This window comes from Pseudomonas quebecensis (assembly GCF_026410085.1).
In the GTDB taxonomy this organism is placed as follows: Bacteria; Pseudomonadota; Gammaproteobacteria; order Pseudomonadales; family Pseudomonadaceae; genus Aquipseudomonas; species Aquipseudomonas quebecensis.
Genome location: NZ_CP112866.1, coordinates 5,355,051 through 5,371,479 on the forward strand (window position 1 = coordinate 5,355,051; position 16,429 = coordinate 5,371,479).

Genomic DNA, 16,429 nt, shown 5'->3' on the forward strand with positions numbered 1-16,429 from the left:
TCTGTTGAGCGCTCATTCTCACGATCACGGTCATCACCACGGCCATCATCACCACCATCATCATGACGAGGAGCACGCCGGCGGCCCGTTCCCTTGGCGGCGTATGGGCTGGGCCGTGTTGCTGGTGCTGTTTGCACTGGCGGCGGCGAGCCTGGTGCAGGTGCGTTCCGGCGAGGCCACGGTGATCACCCGGTTCGGCAACCCGTCGCGGGTGTTGCTGGAACCGGGCCTGGGCTGGCGCTGGCCGGCGCCGTTCGAAGCAGCGATCCCGGTAGACCTGCGCCTGCGCACCACTTCCAGCGGTTTGCAGGATGTGGGCACGCGCGACGGCCTGCGCATCATCGTGCAGGCCTACGTGGCCTGGCAGGTGCAGGGCGACGCCGAGCATGTGCAGCGCTTTATGCGCGCGGTGCAGAACCAGCCGGATGAGGCGGCGCGGCAGATTCGTACGTTTGTCGGCTCGGCGCTGGAAACCACCGCCGCCAGCTTCGACCTGTCCAGCCTGGTCAATACCGACGCCGGCCAGGTGCGTATCGCCGACTTCGAGGCGCAGTTGCGTCAGCAGATCGATCAACAATTGCTCGCCACTTACGGCGTGCGCGTCGCGCAGGTCGGGGTCGAACGGCTGACCTTGCCGTCGGTGACCCTTACCGCCACCGTCGACCGCATGCGCGCCGAGCGGGAAACCATCGCCACCGAACGCACCGCCGTGGGCAAGCGCGAAGCGGCGCAGATCCGTTCGGCCGCCGAGCGTGACGCGCGGATCGTGCAGGCGGACGCCACGGTCAAGGCCGCCGATATCGAAGCGCAGTCGCGGGTCGAGGCGGCGCAGATTTACGGACGCGCCTACGCCAGCAATCCGCAGCTGTATAACCTGCTGCGCTCGCTCGACACCCTGGGCACGGTAGTCACGCCAGGCACCAAGATCATCCTGCGCACCGATGCCGCGCCGTTTCGCGCGCTGGTGGACGGGCCCAAGGATGTTCAACCATGACCGAGCGTGACAGCCCGGACAGCCCCTGGATCCAGGCCGGGCGCTTGACCTTCATGGCGCTGTACGCGGTGACGGTGCTGGCGGCGTTGGCGTGGGCGTTTTCCAATGTGCGCCAGATCGACCCGCAGAACCGCGCCGTGGTATTGCACTTCGGCGCGCTGGACCGCGTCCAGAATGCCGGGCTGTTGCTGGCCTGGCCGCAGCCGTTCGAGCAGGTGGTGTTGCTGCCGGCGGCGGACCGTGTGCTCGAGCGCCGGGTGGAAGGCCTGCTGCGCTCGGACGCGGCGATCCAGGCCGACCGGGTGGCCAGTTTCGCCACGCCGCTCAGCGACGCCCTGGCCGGTTCCGGGTACCTGCTGACCGGTGATGCCGGCGTGGTGCAACTGGATGTGCGGGTGTTCTACAAAGTCACCGAGCCCTATGCCTTTGTGCTGCAGGGCGACCATGTGCTGCCGGCGCTGGATCGCCTGGTGACCCGCAGCGCGGTGGCACTGACGGCGGCGCGAGACCTGGACACGATCCTGGTGGCCCGCCCGGAACTGATCGGCAGCGACAACGGCGCCGCCGAACGCCGCGAGCGCCTGCGCGGCGACTTGGTGCAAGGCATCAATAAACGCTTGGCCGAGTTGACCGCCAGCGGGCTGGGCCTGGGCATCGAAGCCACCCGTGTGGATGTGCAATCGAGCCTGCCGGGGCCGGCGGTGAATGCGTTCAATGCGGTGCTCACTGCCAGCCAGCAGGCTGATAAAGCCGTGGCCAACGCGCGAACCGAGGCTGAAAAACTCACCCAGGCCGCCACCCAGCAGGCCGACCGGCTGGTGCAAGTGGCGCACGCCCAAGCCAGCGAACGCCTGGCCAATGCCCAGGCGCAGACCGCTACGGTGACCAGCCTGGCGCAGGTGAAAGACCCGGGCCTGCTGTTGCGCCTGTACCGCGAGCGTTTGCCGAAGGTGCTCGGCCAGGCCGGGTCCGTGACCACGGTGGACCCCAAAGACGACGCCCGCTTGATCATTCAGGGAGCCGAACAATGAGCGCAGCGATGCTGACCTCCGCCGAGCAGCGCAGCGCAGCCCGGCAGTTGACCCTGGCGATGCTGGCCCTGGGCTTGTTGGTACTGGGGCTGGTGTGGCGCTGGCTGGCGCCGGACCAGAGTGGTGTGAGCCAACTGCTGCTGGGCGTCGCCTCGCTGCTGGTGGCGGTGCCGGTGATGCGTTCGGCCTGGTACAGCCTGCGTTTTCCCAGCCTGCATGGCATCACCGACCAACTGATCGCCCTGGCCATGCTCGGCGCCTGGGCCACCGGCGACCTGCTGACCGCTGCGTTGCTGCCGATCATCATGATCTTCGGCCATGTGCTGGAGGAGCGCAGTGTGATCGGCTCTCAGGAAGCGATCCATGCCCTGGGCAAACTGACCCGCAGCCACGCGCGCCTTGTGCAGGCCGACGGCAGCGTTCAGGAAGTGGACAACGGCACACTGAACACCGGCGATATCGTCGAAGTGCGCGCCGGTGACCGGGTACCGGCCGATGGCGTGGTGCTGTCGGGCCAGGCCAGCCTGGACACGGCGCCGATCACTGGTGAATCGGTGCCACTGGAGGTCAGCGCCGGTGTGCAGGTGTTCGGCGGGGCGATCAATCTAGATGGCTTGTTGCGTCTTGAAGTGACGCGTACCGGTCATGAGTCGACCTTGGGCAAAGTCATTGCATTGATGCAGAACGCGGAACGCTCCAAGCCGCCGATCACGCGGCTGCTGGAGCGCTATGCGGGCAGTTACATGGTGCTGGTGCTGCTGTTGGCGGCCGTTACCTGGTTTGTGACCAACGACGCCCAGGCGATGCTCGCCGTGCTGGTGGCGGCGTGCCCGTGCGCGTTGGTGTTGTCGGCGCCGGCCACGGCGATTGCCGGGATTGCCGTGGCGGCGCGCCATGGGATTTTGATTCGCAGCTCGGCATTTCTAGAGGAGTTGGCGGACCTGACGTCCCTGGTGGTCGACAAGACCGGCACCCTGACCTTTGGCACCCTGCACCTGCAATCCATCGAAACCACTGCGCCTGATCGGCAAGTGTTGCTGAATTTGGCAGCCAGCCTGGGCTCGGCCAGCAGCCACCCGGTCAGCCGGGCGTTGGCGGGGTTGGCGACGCAGGAACAGATGTGGGTGTTGACCGACATCCGCGAACGCCAGGGCCTTGGGGTAGTGGCACAGACCGAGGAGGGCGAAGCGGCCTTGGGGCGCCCTGAGTTGTTCGAGCAATTGGGCATCGTGACCAGTGCCGTGCCGACCCATGACGGGCCGATCGCCGGGCTGGCGCTGAACGGGCAATTCCTCGCCTGGCTGCTACTGGCCGACAGCATCAAACCGGAGGCCCGCCAGGCCCTGCAAGAGCTGCGCGAGCTGGGCCTTGGGCGTCAATTGCTGCTCACCGGCGACCGCCAGAGTGTCGCTGACAGCCTGGCGCTGGAAGTGGGCATCAGCGATGTCGCCGCCCAGGCGCTGCCGGAGGACAAGCTCAACCGCGTGCTGGCCGAGATCGATAGCGGCTTCCGGCCGATGGTGGTGGGTGATGGCATCAACGACAGCCTGGCACTCAAGGCCGGCGTGGTCGGCGTGGCCATGGGCGCAGGCGGGGCGGATATCGCACTGGCCTCGGCGGACGTGGTACTGATCGGCAGCGATCTGCGTCGCTTGGGCACCTGTGTGCGCTTGAGTCGCCAGTGCCGGCAGACGCTGCAGGTCAATGTGATCATCGGCCTGGGCTGGACGCTGGCCATCGTCGCGTTCGCGGCCTTCGGCTGGTTGGGCGCAGCGGGGGCAATGATTGCGGCGCTGTTGCATAACCTCAGCACATTATTGGTACTGGGCAATGCCGGGCGCTTGCTGCGGTTTCAGGAGCCGTTGCTGAAACCGGAAGAATAAATTTTCAGGAAAAAATGCGAGCGGCTGTAACGCCGATGGGGAGCCTCACTCTAGTGGCGTGTCAGGACCGAGCACTCTGCCCGGCCGACGCCACGACTGAACAATGAGGATGACCCCATGAATATCAAACAAGCCGTTTCCGGCGCTGCCCTGGCTATCGCTGCCGCTTCCCTGTTTGCCGGTGTTGCCACCCAGGCACAAGCGGCTGACGCGCCGGTTCATTGCTACGGCGTCACTGCCTGCAAAGGCATGAACGACTGCAAGACAGCGGAAAACGCCTGCAAGGGCCAGGCTGTCTGCAAGGGCCACGGTTTCAAGACCATGACCAAGGCTGAATGCGATAAGGCTGGCGGCAAAGTCGGCGAATAAGCGCAAGCCGGGTGTTACCGCAGCGTGTTTTGCGACCGCTGCGGACACTTTTCCTGGAGTCCACGATGGCCACCTCGCTTCCTTTCCTGGGCTACGGCCTGGGGTTACGCAACGAATATTACGAACAGATCCTTGAGCAATCGCCTGCGGTGGATTGGTTCGAAGTGATTTCCGAAAATTACCTGGTCCAGGGCGGCAAAGCCTTGTATTACCTGGACGCGATTGCCGAGCGCTACCCAGTGGTGATGCACGGCGTATCGCTGTCGATCGGCGGGCCTCATGCCCTCGATCTCGATTACCTGAAGCAGATTAAACAGCTCGCCGAGCGCATCCAGCCGGCGTGGGTGTCCGATCACCTGTGCTGGAGCCGCGGCAACGCGCACCAGTTGCATGACCTGCTGCCTTTACCCTACACCGAAGAAAGCCTTTACCACGTGGCTGGCCGCGTTCGTCAGGTGCAGGACATTCTGCAACGGCCGCTGGTGCTGGAAAATGTCTCCAGTTACGTGCGCGCCCGATCGGACGAGTTCACCGAGTGGGAGTTCCTCAACGCCCTGGCCCATTTGTCGGGGTGCCAGTTATTGCTGGACGTGAACAACGTTTACGTCAGTGCGCGTAATCATGGTTTCGACGCCTGGACCTTCATCCGCAACCTGCCGCCGCAGAGCATTCGCCAACTGCATTTGGCCGGGCACCTGGACTATGGCGACTATGTGGTCGATACCCATGATCATCCGGTGTGCGACCCCGTGTGGGCGCTGTATCAACAGACGCTGGAACACATCGGGCCGGTATCGACGTTACTGGAACGCGATGACCGTTTCCCACCCTTTCATGAGTTGCTCGACGAGTTGGATAAGGCCCGTGAGCTGGGAGCATCGGCCCTGGCCAGGAGAGCCCTATGCGCCTGATCGATTGGCAGTTGGCGTTCGAGCAGCACCTGCTGGCTGATAACTCGGCGCTTGAGCCTGGGTTTGCCGCCACGTTGCGCGGCGGGCCGACCCTGGATGTGGATACGGGCCTGGCGATTTATCACAACGCCTACCGTGCTCGGTTGCAGGAAGTGCTGCGGCATGACTTCAGCGCCATTCGTTACTGGCTGGGGGATGACGAATTCGCCGCACTGGCCGACGCCTATGTGCGCCGCTACCCGTCCGCGCATTACAGCCTGCGTTGGCTCGGCGCGCGGTTCGCCGCGTTTATCCTGGAGCACCTGGTGCCGCAGCACAGCGCGCCACTGGCCGAACTGGCGCGGTTGGAGTGGGCCTTTACCCTGGCGTTCGATGCGCCTGAGGGCGAACCGCTGAGCCTCGCGGAGTTGGCCGGGCTGGCGCCTGAGGCTTGGCCTGGCTTGCGCGTGGCGCTGGTTCCGTCTGTGCAACAGCTGTTGTGTCATTTCAACTCGGTGGCAATCTGGCGCGCCAGCAAGGACGAGACGACTTTCCCCGGCAGCCAGGCCATGGACCCTGCGCAGATTTGCCTGGTCTGGCGCCACGAACAGGTATGCCGCTATCGCAGCCTGGATGTTGCGCAAGCCTGCGCCCTGGCCGGCATGGTGACGACCGGTTGGTGCTTTGGCGAACTGTGCGCCGAACTGGAAGTCACTTATGCAGAGGGTGCCCCGCTGCAGGCTGTTACGTGGCTGAAACAGTGGGTCCAGGAAGGGTTGCTGCAGCGTCGAGACCCATAGTCGTGCTCGATGGAATCGATAGCCTCCTACTCGTCTTGGGATGGTCTACCCTCACAGCAGACGTCTGAAACAAGGGGGGACTACTCATGCTCGCGCAACTTCCACCGGCCTTACAGAATCTTCAGCTGCCGCTGCGTCTTCGACTCTGGGATGGCCATGAATTCAACTTGGGCCCCGAGCCCAGCGTCACCATCGTGGTCAAGGACCCCACGGTCGTGCCTCAGCTTTCCCATCCCACGCTCGACACCTTGGGCGAAGCCTTTGTGGTGGGCAAATTGGAGCTTGAGGGCTCCATCACCGAAGTGATCCGGGTGTGCGACGAGTTAAGTCACGCGCTGGTGGATGACGACGAAGGCAGTCGTCCGGTGCGCTCGATTCACGACAAGGCCACGGACGCGGCGGCCATTTCCTACCATTACGACCTGTCCAATGCCTTCTACCAGCTGTGGCTGGATCAGGACATGGCGTACTCCTGCGGTTATTTCGAAACCGGCAGCGAATCCATCGACCAGGCCCAGCAGGACAAATTCCGCCACCTGTGCCGCAAGCTGCGGTTACAGCCGGGCGAGTACCTGCTGGATGTCGGTTGCGGCTGGGGCGGACTGGCGCGTTACGCGGCGCGGGAGTTCGGGGTCAAGGTGTTCGGCATTACCTTGAGCAAGGAGCAACTGCAACTGGCCAGGGAGCGGGTCGAGGCCGAGGGCCTGCAGGATCAGATCGACCTGCAACTGCTCGACTACCGCGACCTGCCCCAGGATGGCCGCTTCGACAAAGTGGTCAGCGTAGGCATGTTCGAACACGTCGGCCACGCCAACCTGGCGCAGTACTGCAAGACCTTGTTCGGCGCTGTGCGCGAAGGTGGCCTGGTGATGAACCACGGCATCACGGCCAAACATACCGACGGCCGCCCGGTTGGGCGTGGTGCGGGTGAGTTTATCGAGCGCTACGTGTTTCCCAATGGCGAACTGCCGCACCTGGCAATGATGACCGCCGAGCTCAGTGAAGTGGGGCTGGAGGTGGTCGACGTCGAAAGCCTGCGCCTGCATTACGCGCGCACGCTGGACCACTGGAGCGAGCGCCTTGAAGACAACCTGGATGCGGCGTCCAGGATGGTGCCGGAGCAGGCATTGCGCATCTGGCGGCTGTACCTGGCGGGCTGTGCCTATGCGTTCGCGCGGGGCTGGATCAACCTGCACCAGATCCTGGCGGTCAAACCTCATGCCGACGGCAGCCATGAACTGCCGTGGACGCGGGAAGATATCTACCGCTGAACCAGGGGGGCAGATGTGGGAGGGGGCAAGCCCCTCCCACAGTTTTTCTACCGTGTTGGCTGTTAGAGAATCGGTGAGATCAAGCGCGCAATGCGCATCCCCAGGTGTTGCAACCGGCGGGTTTCGAGGCTTTCTTCCTGGCTGACCTCATGGGCTTGGGCAAAGTCGTTGAGCAACATGTGCTCCACCTGCTGGGCGAAGGCTTCGTCGACCGTCAGCAGCATCACTTCAAAATTCAGGCGGAACGAACGGTTGTCCATGTTCGCACTGCCGATGGCGCTGATTTCGCCGTCCACCAGCACCACTTTCTGATGCAGAAAGCCGGGGGTGTAGCGGAACACTCGCACGCCGGCGCGCACGGCTTCGATGGCGTACAGGCTGGAGGCGGCGTAGACGATGCGATGGTCGGGGCGCGATGGCAGCAGCAGGCGCACATCGACGCCGCGCAACACCGCCAGACGCAGGGCAGCGAACACCGCTTCATCGGGAATGAAATACGGGCTGGTGATCCACACGCGTTCGGCGGCGGCGTGAATCGCTTCGACGAAGAACAGCGAGCAGGTTTCATACGCGTCGGCCGGCCCGCTGGCCAGCAGCTGACAAAGCACGCCGTCTTCGGGGTAGGCGTCCGGCAGGATCAGCGGCGGCAGTTCCCGTGCAGCCCAGAACCAGTCTTCGGCAAATGACTCCTGCAGGCACGCCACTACCGGACCGGTCACTTGCACATGGGTGTCGCGCCACGGTGCCAGCGGCGGCTTCTTGCCCAGGTATTCGTCCCCCACGTTGTGCCCACCGACAAACCCCGTGATGCCGTCCACCACCACGATCTTGCGATGGTTACGGAAGTTGACCTGGAAGCGGTTGAGCCAACCGCTGCGGGTGGCGAAGGCTTTGATCTGTACACCCGCGTCACGCAGTGATTGCACGTAGTGATGGGGCAGGGCGTGACTGCCGATGCGGTCGTACAGCACGTGAATGGCCACGCCCTGTGCGGCTTTCTCCTTCAATAGCGCGTGTAATTGCCGGCCGAGTTCGTCGTCATGAATGATGAAAAACTGGAATAGCACGGCCGTTCTGGCGTTGCGAATGGCCTCGAAGATCGCGCTGAAGGTGGCCTCGCCATTGACCAGCAACTGCACTTGGTTGTTGGCCAGGCACGGCATGCGGCCCAGCTTGGGCATGGCGCGCAACGAGGCGTAGGCACTGGAGTGGCGTGCGGCCAGGGCCTCTTCGACCCACGGGCGCCAATTGAGCGCGGCGATGGCGCTGTGCATTTCCTGGTTGGCCTGGCGGCGCGCGTGGATATACGCATCGAAGGTGCTGCGGCCGAAAATCAGGTAAGGGATCAGGGTCAGGTACGGCATAAACATCAGTGACAAGGCCCAGGCGATGGAGCCTTGGGCGGTCCGCACGGTCAGCACCGCATGGATCGCGGCGAGGGTGCCGAAGAAGTGCAGGGTGGCGATAAAGTACGCCAGCAGGTGCGGGCCAAAAAAATCCATGGACGACGTTACTCCAGGCAATCCAGTGCCTAACAGACCATGTTCGGTCACGAATGTCGCTATTTTATTTGCCGTGCAACACTGGCTGTTTTGCGGCGTCTAACGCTCCACCTTTACCCAGGAGTTACCCGATGAATGCTCGTCTGCTGTGTATGACCATGGTTGTTGGTTTGTCGTTGCCCCTGGCGGCGCAGGCCCAGATGCTGGCGCCGGGCTTGTGGGAAGTGACCACCAGCAATATGAAAGTCGATAACCAGGAGTTGCCGGACCTGTCGCTGATCCTCGGCCAGCTCAAGCAACAGATGACCCCGGAGCAGCGCGCCATGCTGGAAAAACAGGGCATTACCATGGCCGGTAAAGGCGTGCAGGTATGCCTGACCCCGGCGCAGGTGGCGTCCGATTCGATCCCCTTGACCGACCCGCAGTCGGGCTGCCGCCAGGAAGTGACCGACAAGACCGGCAACCAGTGGAAATTCCGCTTCAGTTGCCCGAAGGCCCAGGGCACGGGCGTGGCGACTTTCCAGAGCCAGAAAGAATTCACCACCACCGTCAACGGCACCTTCAACGCCACGGGCGTGCAGCAGAAGGGCAGTCTGGACAGTCATGCTCAGTGGCTGGGCAACAACTGCGGTACCGTCAAGCCGCGCGCCTGAAGGGGCTTGCGGATCATGGCTTGCCCAACGTGTTGCACAGGGTGTTGAGGTTGTATTCGAACAGACCGATAAAGGTACTGGCCGGGCCTTCGGCGGCGAGGGCGTCGGAGTACAGCGTCCCGCCGATCTGCGCGCCGCTTTCGTCGGCGATCTGCTTGAGCAGACGCGCGTCCTTGATGTTCTCCATAAACACCGCTTTGACCTTGTCCTTGCGAATCTGCGTAATTAGCGCGGCGACTTCGGCTGCCGAAGGCTCCCGCTCGGTGGACAAACCTTGGGGGGCGAGGAACTGAATGCCATAGGCCTGGCCCAGGTAACCGAAGGCATCATGGGAGGTGACGATGCGGCGATTGCCCGGCGGCAGGGCGCCGAACCTGGTTTTGGCGTCGGCCAGCAGGCGGTAGATTTGTTTCAGATAGGCTTGGCTGTTGCGCTGGTAATCGGCTTGGTTGGCCGGGTCGGCCGCTATCAGGGCCTTGGTGATGTTGTTCACATAGATTTCGGCGTTGGCCAGGTTGTGCCAGGCGTGCGGGTCGGGGATGGTTTCGCCGTCCTCTTCCATGGTGTGAGAGATCACGCCTTTGCTGGCGGTGACCACGGTGGCCCGGGTTTCGGTACTCGCCACCAGGCGGTCCAGCCACGGCTCGAAGCCCAGGCCGTTCTTGATGATCAGCCTGGCTTTAAGCAGCGCCTTGGCATCGTCCGGGGTGGGCTCGTAGGTATGGGCATCGGCATCGGGGCCGACCATGTTGCTGATCTGGATGTGGTCGCCACCGATCTGGTGGGTGATGTCATCGAGAATACTGAAACTGGTGACGACTTGGAGTTTGTCGGCGGCCTGGGCCATCGACAGCGGTAGCAACAAACTGAACAGCACGAGTAGAGCGCGCATCGGCAAACACCTCATTGGGATGACAGCAAGGGCGGGCGGCGCAGCACACCGTGCACCGGACCGAAGACCACAGACAATAAGTACCCGGCACCCGCCACCAGCACGATTGCAGGGCCGCTGGGCAGCGAGTAGTAGAACGACAGCAATAAGCCAAGCCACACCGACAGGCATCCCAGCACTGCCGATACAGCGATCAACACCGGCAGGCGTCGGCTCCAGAACCGTGACGCGATGGCCGGCAGCATCATCAACCCCACCACCATCAGCGCGCCGATGGCTTGGAAACCGATCACCAGGTTCAGCACCACCAGGGTCAAAAACAGCCCATGAGCCAAGGGACCGAGGCGGCTGACGGTTTGCAGGAACAATGGGTCGAGGGTGTCCAGCAGCAGCGGTTTGTAGATCAGCGCCATGGCGATCAGGCTGAACCCGGACACCCACAACATACCGGTGAGGGTGGTTTCATCCACGGCCAGGGCGGAGCCGAACAGCAGGTGCAACAGGTCCAGGCGTTTACCGGCGATGCCGAGGATCAGCACCCCGGCGGCGAGGGAAATGGGGTAGATGGCGGCGAGGCTGGCGTCCTCGCGCAGGCCAGTGCGGCGGGTGATCCACGCCGACAGCCCGGCCATGCCCAGGCCGGCACCGAGCCCGCCGAGGGTCAGCGCCGGCAGGCTCAAACCGGCGAACCAGAACCCCAGGGCGGCGCCGGGCAGGATGCCGTGGGCCACGGCGTCGCCGATCAGGCTCATGCGCCGCAGAATCAGGAATACGCCCAGCGGCGCGGTGCTGCACGCCAGCACCAGCCCGCCAATCAGTGCGCGGCGCATAAACACGAAGTCGAGGAAGGGCATCCACAAGTGGGCGGCGAAGTGCATCAGGCCACCTGCATCTGGGGCTGGGGTCGGATGAGCTCTTTGCTCGAGCCCAACAAGCAGCCGGTGCTTTTGATCTGCAACACGTTTTGAGTGTGATGGCGCACGGATGCCAGGTCATGGCAGACCACCACCAAGGTGCGGCCCGACGCGTGCCAGGCGTGGATGTGTTTCCAGCACAGCGCCTGGCCCTCTTCATCAAGAGCGGCGTGGGGTTCGTCGAGCAGCAGCACCGGCGACTCCGACAAGCTCATGCGGGCCAACAACGCGCGCTGCAACTGGCCGCCGGACAAGGCCATTAACGGGCGCTGTTCCAGGCCGCTGAGGCACCAGTCTTCAAGCACGGCTTGCAGGCGCTGGCTGCGCCGTTGCGGGCTGAGTTGCACGCCCCAGAAACCGGCGGCGACCAGTTCCTGCAGGCTGATGGGAAACTGGCGGTCCAAGTGCTGTTGCTGCGGCAGGAACGCCAGGCCGCCACGTCGCGGCACGTTCACGCTGACCTTACCGGCCAGCGGCCTTTGCAGGCCGGCAATCACCTTGAGCAGGCTGCTTTTGCCGGTGCCATTGGCGCCGATCACGCCGGTGAGGCTGCCTTTTTCCAGGTTGAAATCTACAGGTGGCGTCAGCGGTTGGCCGGGAGCGCCCCAGCGTAAAGCGGTGCAGGTGATCATGCAGAGTGTCTCGTCCAGCGGCTTTCAGCCACGGCATCGTGCGCGTGCAGGCTTTCGGCGTGGATCACTTTGAGGTGAAAGGCGTTGATTGCGTCCGAGCGTTTCAAGGCGAGGTTTACGCGGCGAGCGGCGTCTTCGCAGAACATCAGGTTCTGACCGTTGGCGAGGGCGAAGGCTTGCTCGTCGGCGCGTTTCACTGCGGTTTGCACGGCAGTGCCGAGGGCGGCTTCAACCGTGTTGATCAGCTCCAGCAGCGGCAGCTTTTCACCTTGCAGGTGCACGTGTAACTGCGCGCTACTGCGCTGGCTATGGGGCGTGGCGACAATGCCGTTGGCGCTGCCTAGCCATGTCAGCACCTCTGCATGCTGCAAGGACCTGTTGGCGAAGTCATCTACAAATTGCTGTTGAATCAACTGCCTGGCGAGCGCAGCCGAGCAAGGGCAGGTTGAGGAGTACGCCACGTCAATTTTTAGTTCCACGTGGAACATCTGGTTTTTCAGCTGCGCTTCAATGCTGACGGGATAGCTCTTCCAACCCGCCAATGGGCTGACCAACGCCGGGCGTTTGAGCAGCAGATCGGCGTTGAGGCGCAGATAAGCGTTCTTAGATAAACCTTCATGACTGTCGAGAAAACGCTGCAGTACAGTGCGCAGAAGTGCAGGCGTAAGCGGCTGCTGGTCAAGCATCTCCAAAGCCAAATACAAACGGGACATATGGATGCCGCGTGCGGTGCCATCGTCCAGGCTGACGCCGGCGTCGGCTGTGGCGCTCAGGCGCTGGTTATCAAGAAGGATGGGCAGGGCAATGCCGCACATGCCGACCCAGTCGAGTGGCAAGGCTTGGCGTGAAGCCTGCGCGGCAATGTCCGGCAGAGTCAGCGCGTTCATAAGCGGGTCCATCGTTGGAAATAATTAGACATGTTATAGTATAACAATCTCATCGACGATGAAATTTGTACGCCAGCCTTTGTTCAGCCATGTCGAGCAGGGACGCTCCTCTATTCGCGGTACTTGTCATGCACAGACGTCAGCTTCTCAACCTGCTCCTGGCCAGCCCACTTTTCGTCCTGCCGTTCACGGTCCACGCCACGCAGATCCGCAACGCGCGCTTGTGGCGTTCAGACGACAAGCTACGGCTGGTGTTCGACCTCAGCGGCCCGGTGCAGTACAAGACCTTCTCGCTGACCGCGCCGGAGCGTTTGATCATCGACCTGAGCGGCGCCGGGCTCAGTGGGGACTTCTCGCAGTTGGCGCTGCAAAACAGCGGCATCACCTCGATTCGCTCAGGGCATTTCGGCCGGAACGACACACGCATCGTGCTGGACCTGGCGGCGCCCATGCAGCTCAACAGTTTTGTACTGCCGCCCCAGGACGGCCAAGGGCACCGTCTGGTGCTGGACCTGACCCGCGCCACCCAGGCGCCCCGTCAAATCGCGGCTGAACCGGCGCCCTGGGTGGCGCCGGTGGACAAAGCCCATCCCAAGCGCGACATCATCGTAGTGGTCGACCCCGGCCACGGCGGCAAGGACCCCGGCGCCATCGGCTCCAAGGGTCAGCGCGAAAAAGACGTGGTGTTGTCCATCGCCCAACAGCTGGCCAAGCGCTTGAAGCGCGAAAAGGGCTTTGACGTGAAGCTGGTGCGCAACGACGACTTCTTCGTGCCGCTGCGCAAGCGCGTGGATATCGCCCGTCGACACAAAGCGGATATGTTCATCTCGGTGCATGCCGATGCTGCGCCACGGCTGACTGCGTCAGGCGCTTCGGTGTACGCGTTGTCCGAAGGCGGCGCCACCTCCGCCACGGCGCGGTTTATGGCCCAGCGTGAAAACGGCGCAGACCTGCTGGGCGCCACCACGCTGCTCAATCTCAAGGACAAAGACCCGATGCTGGCCGGGGTGATTCTCGATATGTCGATGAACGCCACCATCGCTTCCAGCCTGCAATTGGGCAGTTCGGTACTGGGCAGCCTGCAGAGCATCACGTCGCTGCATCAGAAACGCGTGGAACAGGCTGGGTTCGCAGTGCTCAAGTCTCCAGACGTACCGTCGATCCTGGTAGAGACCGGTTTTATTTCCAACGCTCAGGACGCGCAACGATTGGTGAACGCACGTCATCAGCAGGCTGTGGCTGACGGGCTATTCGAGGGCCTGAAAAATTACTTCCAGAAGAACCCGCCGATAAACAGTTATATGGCCTGGATGCAGGAACAGAAAAACGCCCGCGTCTAGCAACCCGTGAGGCGGCTGCAGGTAAAAGTAGCGCGGGCGCCGCCGGAGCTGGAAAACCGATTGACCGTCGTCCAACCCACCCGGCGTGTGTAACCGACCCACGCCTCACCGTCCGACGCCAGCCCGGTAAAGAACGTCAGTTGCCCGTAGCGGCTGTTGGTCTGCGCCCAGTAGCGCTTCCCGATCACCTCGAAGCCGCGCAGATATGTGGTACTGCCGGCCGTTGCCACGCTGTAGGCGTTGCCCAACGGGTCTACGCAGGCGAGCAGGTTGGCGCTGCGTGTGCAATTGGCCAGCAAGGTCGGCGCTTGGGCATTGGCCTGGCTCGCGAAGATCAGCAGGAGGCCGCAGAGCAAGTAGTTCATAAGCAATCTCGATATCGGCAGACGCCAGCATTGCTGTCTTCATCAGGACGAGCAAGAGGGTTGGCTTATTTGCGTTGTTATACTATAACATTAACAACAGCCCGATTCGAACGGGCGGCCTGATGAGAATGACCTGATGCCCAATCGTCTCCCCGTTACCGTGCTGTCCGGCTTTCTCGGCGCCGGTAAAAGTACGCTGCTTAACTACGTCCTGCGCAATCGCGACAACTTGCGTGTGGCAGTGATCGTCAACGACATGAGCGAAATCAACATCGACGGCAGCGAAGTGCAGCGCGACGTCACGCTCAACCGCGCCGAAGAAAAACTGGTGGAGATGAGCAACGGCTGCATTTGTTGCACCTTGCGTGAAGATTTGCTCGAGGAGGTCACCAAACTCGCCAGGGACGGGCGCTTCGATTACCTGCTGATCGAATCCACGGGTATTTCCGAGCCGCTGCCGGTGGCCGAAACCTTCACTTTTCGCGATGAAAACCAGCAAAGCCTGGCCGATATCGCGCGGCTGGACACCATGGTCACCGTGGTCGACGGCATCAACTTCCTGCTCGACTACCAGGCCGCCGAAAGCCTGGCCTCGCGCGGTGAGACGCTGGGTGACGAGGACGAACGTTCGATCACCGACCTGCTGATTGAGCAGGTCGAATTCGCCGACGTGATCCTGATCAGCAAGATCGACCTGATCAGCCGGCACGAGCGCGAGGAACTGATGGCGATCCTTGAACGCCTCAACGCTCAGGCCCGGATCATCCCGATGGTGATGGGTGAGGTGCCGCTGGAGCAGATCCTCAATACCGGGCGCTTCGACTTCGAACGCGCCGCCCAGGCACCCGGCTGGTTGCAGCAATTGCGCGGCGAGCATGTACCGGAAACCCAAGAGTACGGCATCGCGTCCACCGCTTATCGTGCGCGGCGCCCGTTTCATCCGCAGCGTTTCTACGACTTTATCGATCGCCCGTGGGTCAACGGGAAATTGCTGCGTTCCAAGGGCTTTTTCTGGCTGGCCAGCAAACACCAGGATGCAGGCAGCTGGTCCCAGGCCGGTGGCTTGATGCGCCATGGCTTCGCCGGGCGCTGGTGGCGTTTCGTGCCGAAAAATCAATGGCCGCAGGACGAGGAAAGCGTTGCGGCAATCATGGGCAATTGGCAGCCGGGCAGCGGCGATTGCCGTCAGGAACTGGTGTTTATCGGGCAGCACATCGACTTTGCCCGACTGCGCGCCGAGTTGGATGCGTGCTTGCTCACCGATGACGAAATGGCCCTGGGTGTCGAGGGATGGCGCTTGCTGGCCGACCCTTTTGGCCCCTGGTATGAGGAGGTCGCCGCCTGATGCTGTCTGCATTAACGCCCTTGCGCCCATTGATTCGCCAGACTCGCGGCGAAACCCCGTTGGCACTGTCCGACATCCTTGAAGACGGGGTGAACCTGGCCCTGTGGCAGCGCCAATTGCCGCTGCATATCGCCGAATTCGGCGCCTTGCTGGTGGCGCTCAACGAGCCCGTGGCCGATTCGTTGGTGGTGGAACTCGGCAGTGAGGAGGCGGTGCCGAACTTGCAGGGGCTGGCGGCCAATTGCCGTGATCTTGAAGGCTACGAAGGGTTCATCGCCGATGTGTCATGGCTGGTCAGCGCCTTTGCCTGCCTGCTCGGTGCCCACCGCATCGGGGTGCGCCTGCGGTTGTTGGATAAAGCCATGTGCCCAAGGTTTCACGTCGACCATGTACCGGTGCGGCTGATCACTACCTATGCGGGGATTGGCAGCCAATGGTTGCGTGAAGGCATCATGGACCGCCGCCGATTGGGTCAACCCGCCGCCGAGCCCACCGCGCGCATTGAGCAGATCCACTGCGGCGAGGTGGCCCTGCTCAAGGGCAGCAAGTGGCACGGTAACGAAGGTCACGGCCTGATTCATCGCTCGCCCGCTTTGAGGGCCGGTGAGCGCCGCTTGATTCTGACGCTGGATTGGCTGGCATAAGCGCGTAGGATCAAGCG

17 protein-coding genes are annotated in these 16,429 nt (G+C 62.8%); 11 read left to right on the top strand and 6 right to left on the bottom strand.

Annotated elements, in window-relative coordinates; translation table 11 throughout:
• Window position 1 precedes the first annotated feature (1 nt).
• The 7 genes from hflC (at window position 2) to cfaB (ending at window position 7,238) form a co-directional block, all read left to right on the top strand.
• Window positions 2-994 (top strand): protease modulator HflC, encoded by a 993-nt coding sequence (gene hflC / locus OSC50_RS24775; protein WP_181077641.1) that lies wholly within the window; start codon window positions 2-4, stop codon window positions 992-994.
• Window positions 991-2,025, top strand: coding sequence for a protease modulator HflK (hflK, locus tag OSC50_RS24780; protein WP_181077589.1), 1,035 nt, complete (start codon window positions 991-993; stop codon window positions 2,023-2,025). Before hflC ends, hflK begins: the two co-directional genes overlap by 4 nt.
• Entirely contained in the window at window positions 2,022-3,908 is a 1,887-nt protein-coding gene (locus OSC50_RS24785) for a cation-translocating P-type ATPase (RefSeq protein ID WP_266245176.1), read from the top strand. The genes hflK and OSC50_RS24785 overlap by 4 nt, the downstream gene beginning before the upstream one ends.
• Before the next feature lie 117 nt (window positions 3,909-4,025).
• A complete protein-coding gene (bufA2, locus tag OSC50_RS24790; RefSeq protein WP_181077593.1) occupies window positions 4,026-4,277 on the top strand; it encodes a BufA2 family periplasmic bufferin-type metallophore in 252 nt (83 codons plus the stop codon).
• A gap of 65 nt (window positions 4,278-4,342) precedes the next feature.
• Window positions 4,343-5,188: an MNIO family bufferin maturase gene (bufB, locus tag OSC50_RS24795; protein WP_253509829.1), complete on the top strand. Its 846-nt coding sequence runs from the start codon at window positions 4,343-4,345 to the stop codon at window positions 5,186-5,188.
• Window positions 5,179-5,967, top strand: coding sequence for an HvfC/BufC N-terminal domain-containing protein (locus tag OSC50_RS24800; protein ID WP_266245173.1), 789 nt, complete (start codon window positions 5,179-5,181; stop codon window positions 5,965-5,967). The genes bufB and OSC50_RS24800 overlap by 10 nt, the downstream gene beginning before the upstream one ends.
• A gap of 86 nt (window positions 5,968-6,053) precedes the next feature.
• Window positions 6,054-7,238, top strand: a complete 1,185-nt coding sequence (cfaB, locus tag OSC50_RS24805) for a C17 cyclopropane fatty acid synthase CfaB (RefSeq protein WP_181077598.1) — start codon at window positions 6,054-6,056, stop codon at window positions 7,236-7,238.
• Window positions 7,239-7,300: 62 nt separating this feature from the next.
• On the opposite strand, the gene cls is transcribed toward cfaB, so the two are convergent.
• The gene (gene cls, locus OSC50_RS24810) at window positions 7,301-8,740 is read right to left on the bottom strand and encodes a cardiolipin synthase (protein ID WP_181077600.1); all 1,440 of its coding nucleotides are present in this window, start codon (window positions 8,738-8,740) and stop codon (window positions 7,301-7,303) included.
• A 131-nt stretch (window positions 8,741-8,871) separates the two neighbouring features.
• Here cls and OSC50_RS24815 point away from each other — a divergent pair, with 131 nt between their 5' ends.
• The gene (locus OSC50_RS24815) at window positions 8,872-9,393 is read left to right on the top strand and encodes a DUF3617 domain-containing protein (protein ID WP_181077602.1); all 522 of its coding nucleotides are present in this window, start codon (window positions 8,872-8,874) and stop codon (window positions 9,391-9,393) included.
• Window positions 9,394-9,406: 13 nt separating this feature from the next.
• Here the strand turns inward: OSC50_RS24815 and OSC50_RS24820 are convergent, their stop codons facing one another.
• From OSC50_RS24820 to folE2, 4 genes are read right to left on the bottom strand one after another with little or no spacing between them, the layout of a single operon-like run.
• Entirely contained in the window at window positions 9,407-10,285 is an 879-nt protein-coding gene (locus OSC50_RS24820) for a metal ABC transporter substrate-binding protein (protein ID WP_253509827.1), read from the bottom strand.
• Window positions 10,286-10,296: 11 nt separating this feature from the next.
• Entirely contained in the window at window positions 10,297-11,163 is an 867-nt protein-coding gene (locus tag OSC50_RS24825) for a metal ABC transporter permease (protein ID WP_266245168.1), read from the bottom strand.
• Window positions 11,163-11,831, bottom strand: coding sequence for a metal ABC transporter ATP-binding protein (locus OSC50_RS24830; protein ID WP_266245166.1), 669 nt, complete (start codon window positions 11,829-11,831; stop codon window positions 11,163-11,165). The genes OSC50_RS24825 and OSC50_RS24830 overlap by 1 nt, the downstream gene beginning before the upstream one ends.
• Window positions 11,828-12,718: a GTP cyclohydrolase FolE2 gene (gene folE2, locus OSC50_RS24835; protein WP_253509824.1), complete on the bottom strand. Its 891-nt coding sequence runs from the start codon at window positions 12,716-12,718 to the stop codon at window positions 11,828-11,830. The genes OSC50_RS24830 and folE2 overlap by 4 nt, the downstream gene beginning before the upstream one ends.
• Window positions 12,719-12,846: 128 nt before the next feature.
• On the opposite strand from folE2, the gene OSC50_RS24840 reads away from it, so the two are divergent.
• Window positions 12,847-14,058 carry an N-acetylmuramoyl-L-alanine amidase gene (locus OSC50_RS24840; protein WP_266245164.1) on the top strand — a complete coding sequence of 404 codons (1,212 nt, stop codon included), beginning with the start codon at window positions 12,847-12,849 and terminating at the stop codon, window positions 14,056-14,058.
• Here the strand turns inward: OSC50_RS24840 and OSC50_RS24845 are convergent.
• Window positions 14,055-14,423 (bottom strand): glutamine synthetase, encoded by a 369-nt coding sequence (locus OSC50_RS24845; protein ID WP_253509822.1) that lies wholly within the window; start codon window positions 14,421-14,423, stop codon window positions 14,055-14,057. The two genes, OSC50_RS24840 and OSC50_RS24845, sit on opposite strands and share 4 nt — an antisense overlap.
• A gap of 136 nt (window positions 14,424-14,559) precedes the next feature.
• Between OSC50_RS24845 and zigA the strand changes: the two genes are divergently transcribed.
• Entirely contained in the window at window positions 14,560-15,768 is a 1,209-nt protein-coding gene (gene zigA / locus OSC50_RS24850; RefSeq protein ID WP_253509821.1) for a zinc metallochaperone GTPase ZigA, read from the top strand.
• Window positions 15,768-16,412, top strand: coding sequence for a DUF1826 domain-containing protein (locus OSC50_RS24855; RefSeq protein ID WP_253509820.1), 645 nt, complete (start codon window positions 15,768-15,770; stop codon window positions 16,410-16,412). Before zigA ends, OSC50_RS24855 begins: the two co-directional genes overlap by 1 nt.
• Window positions 16,413-16,429: the final 17 nt, after the last annotated feature.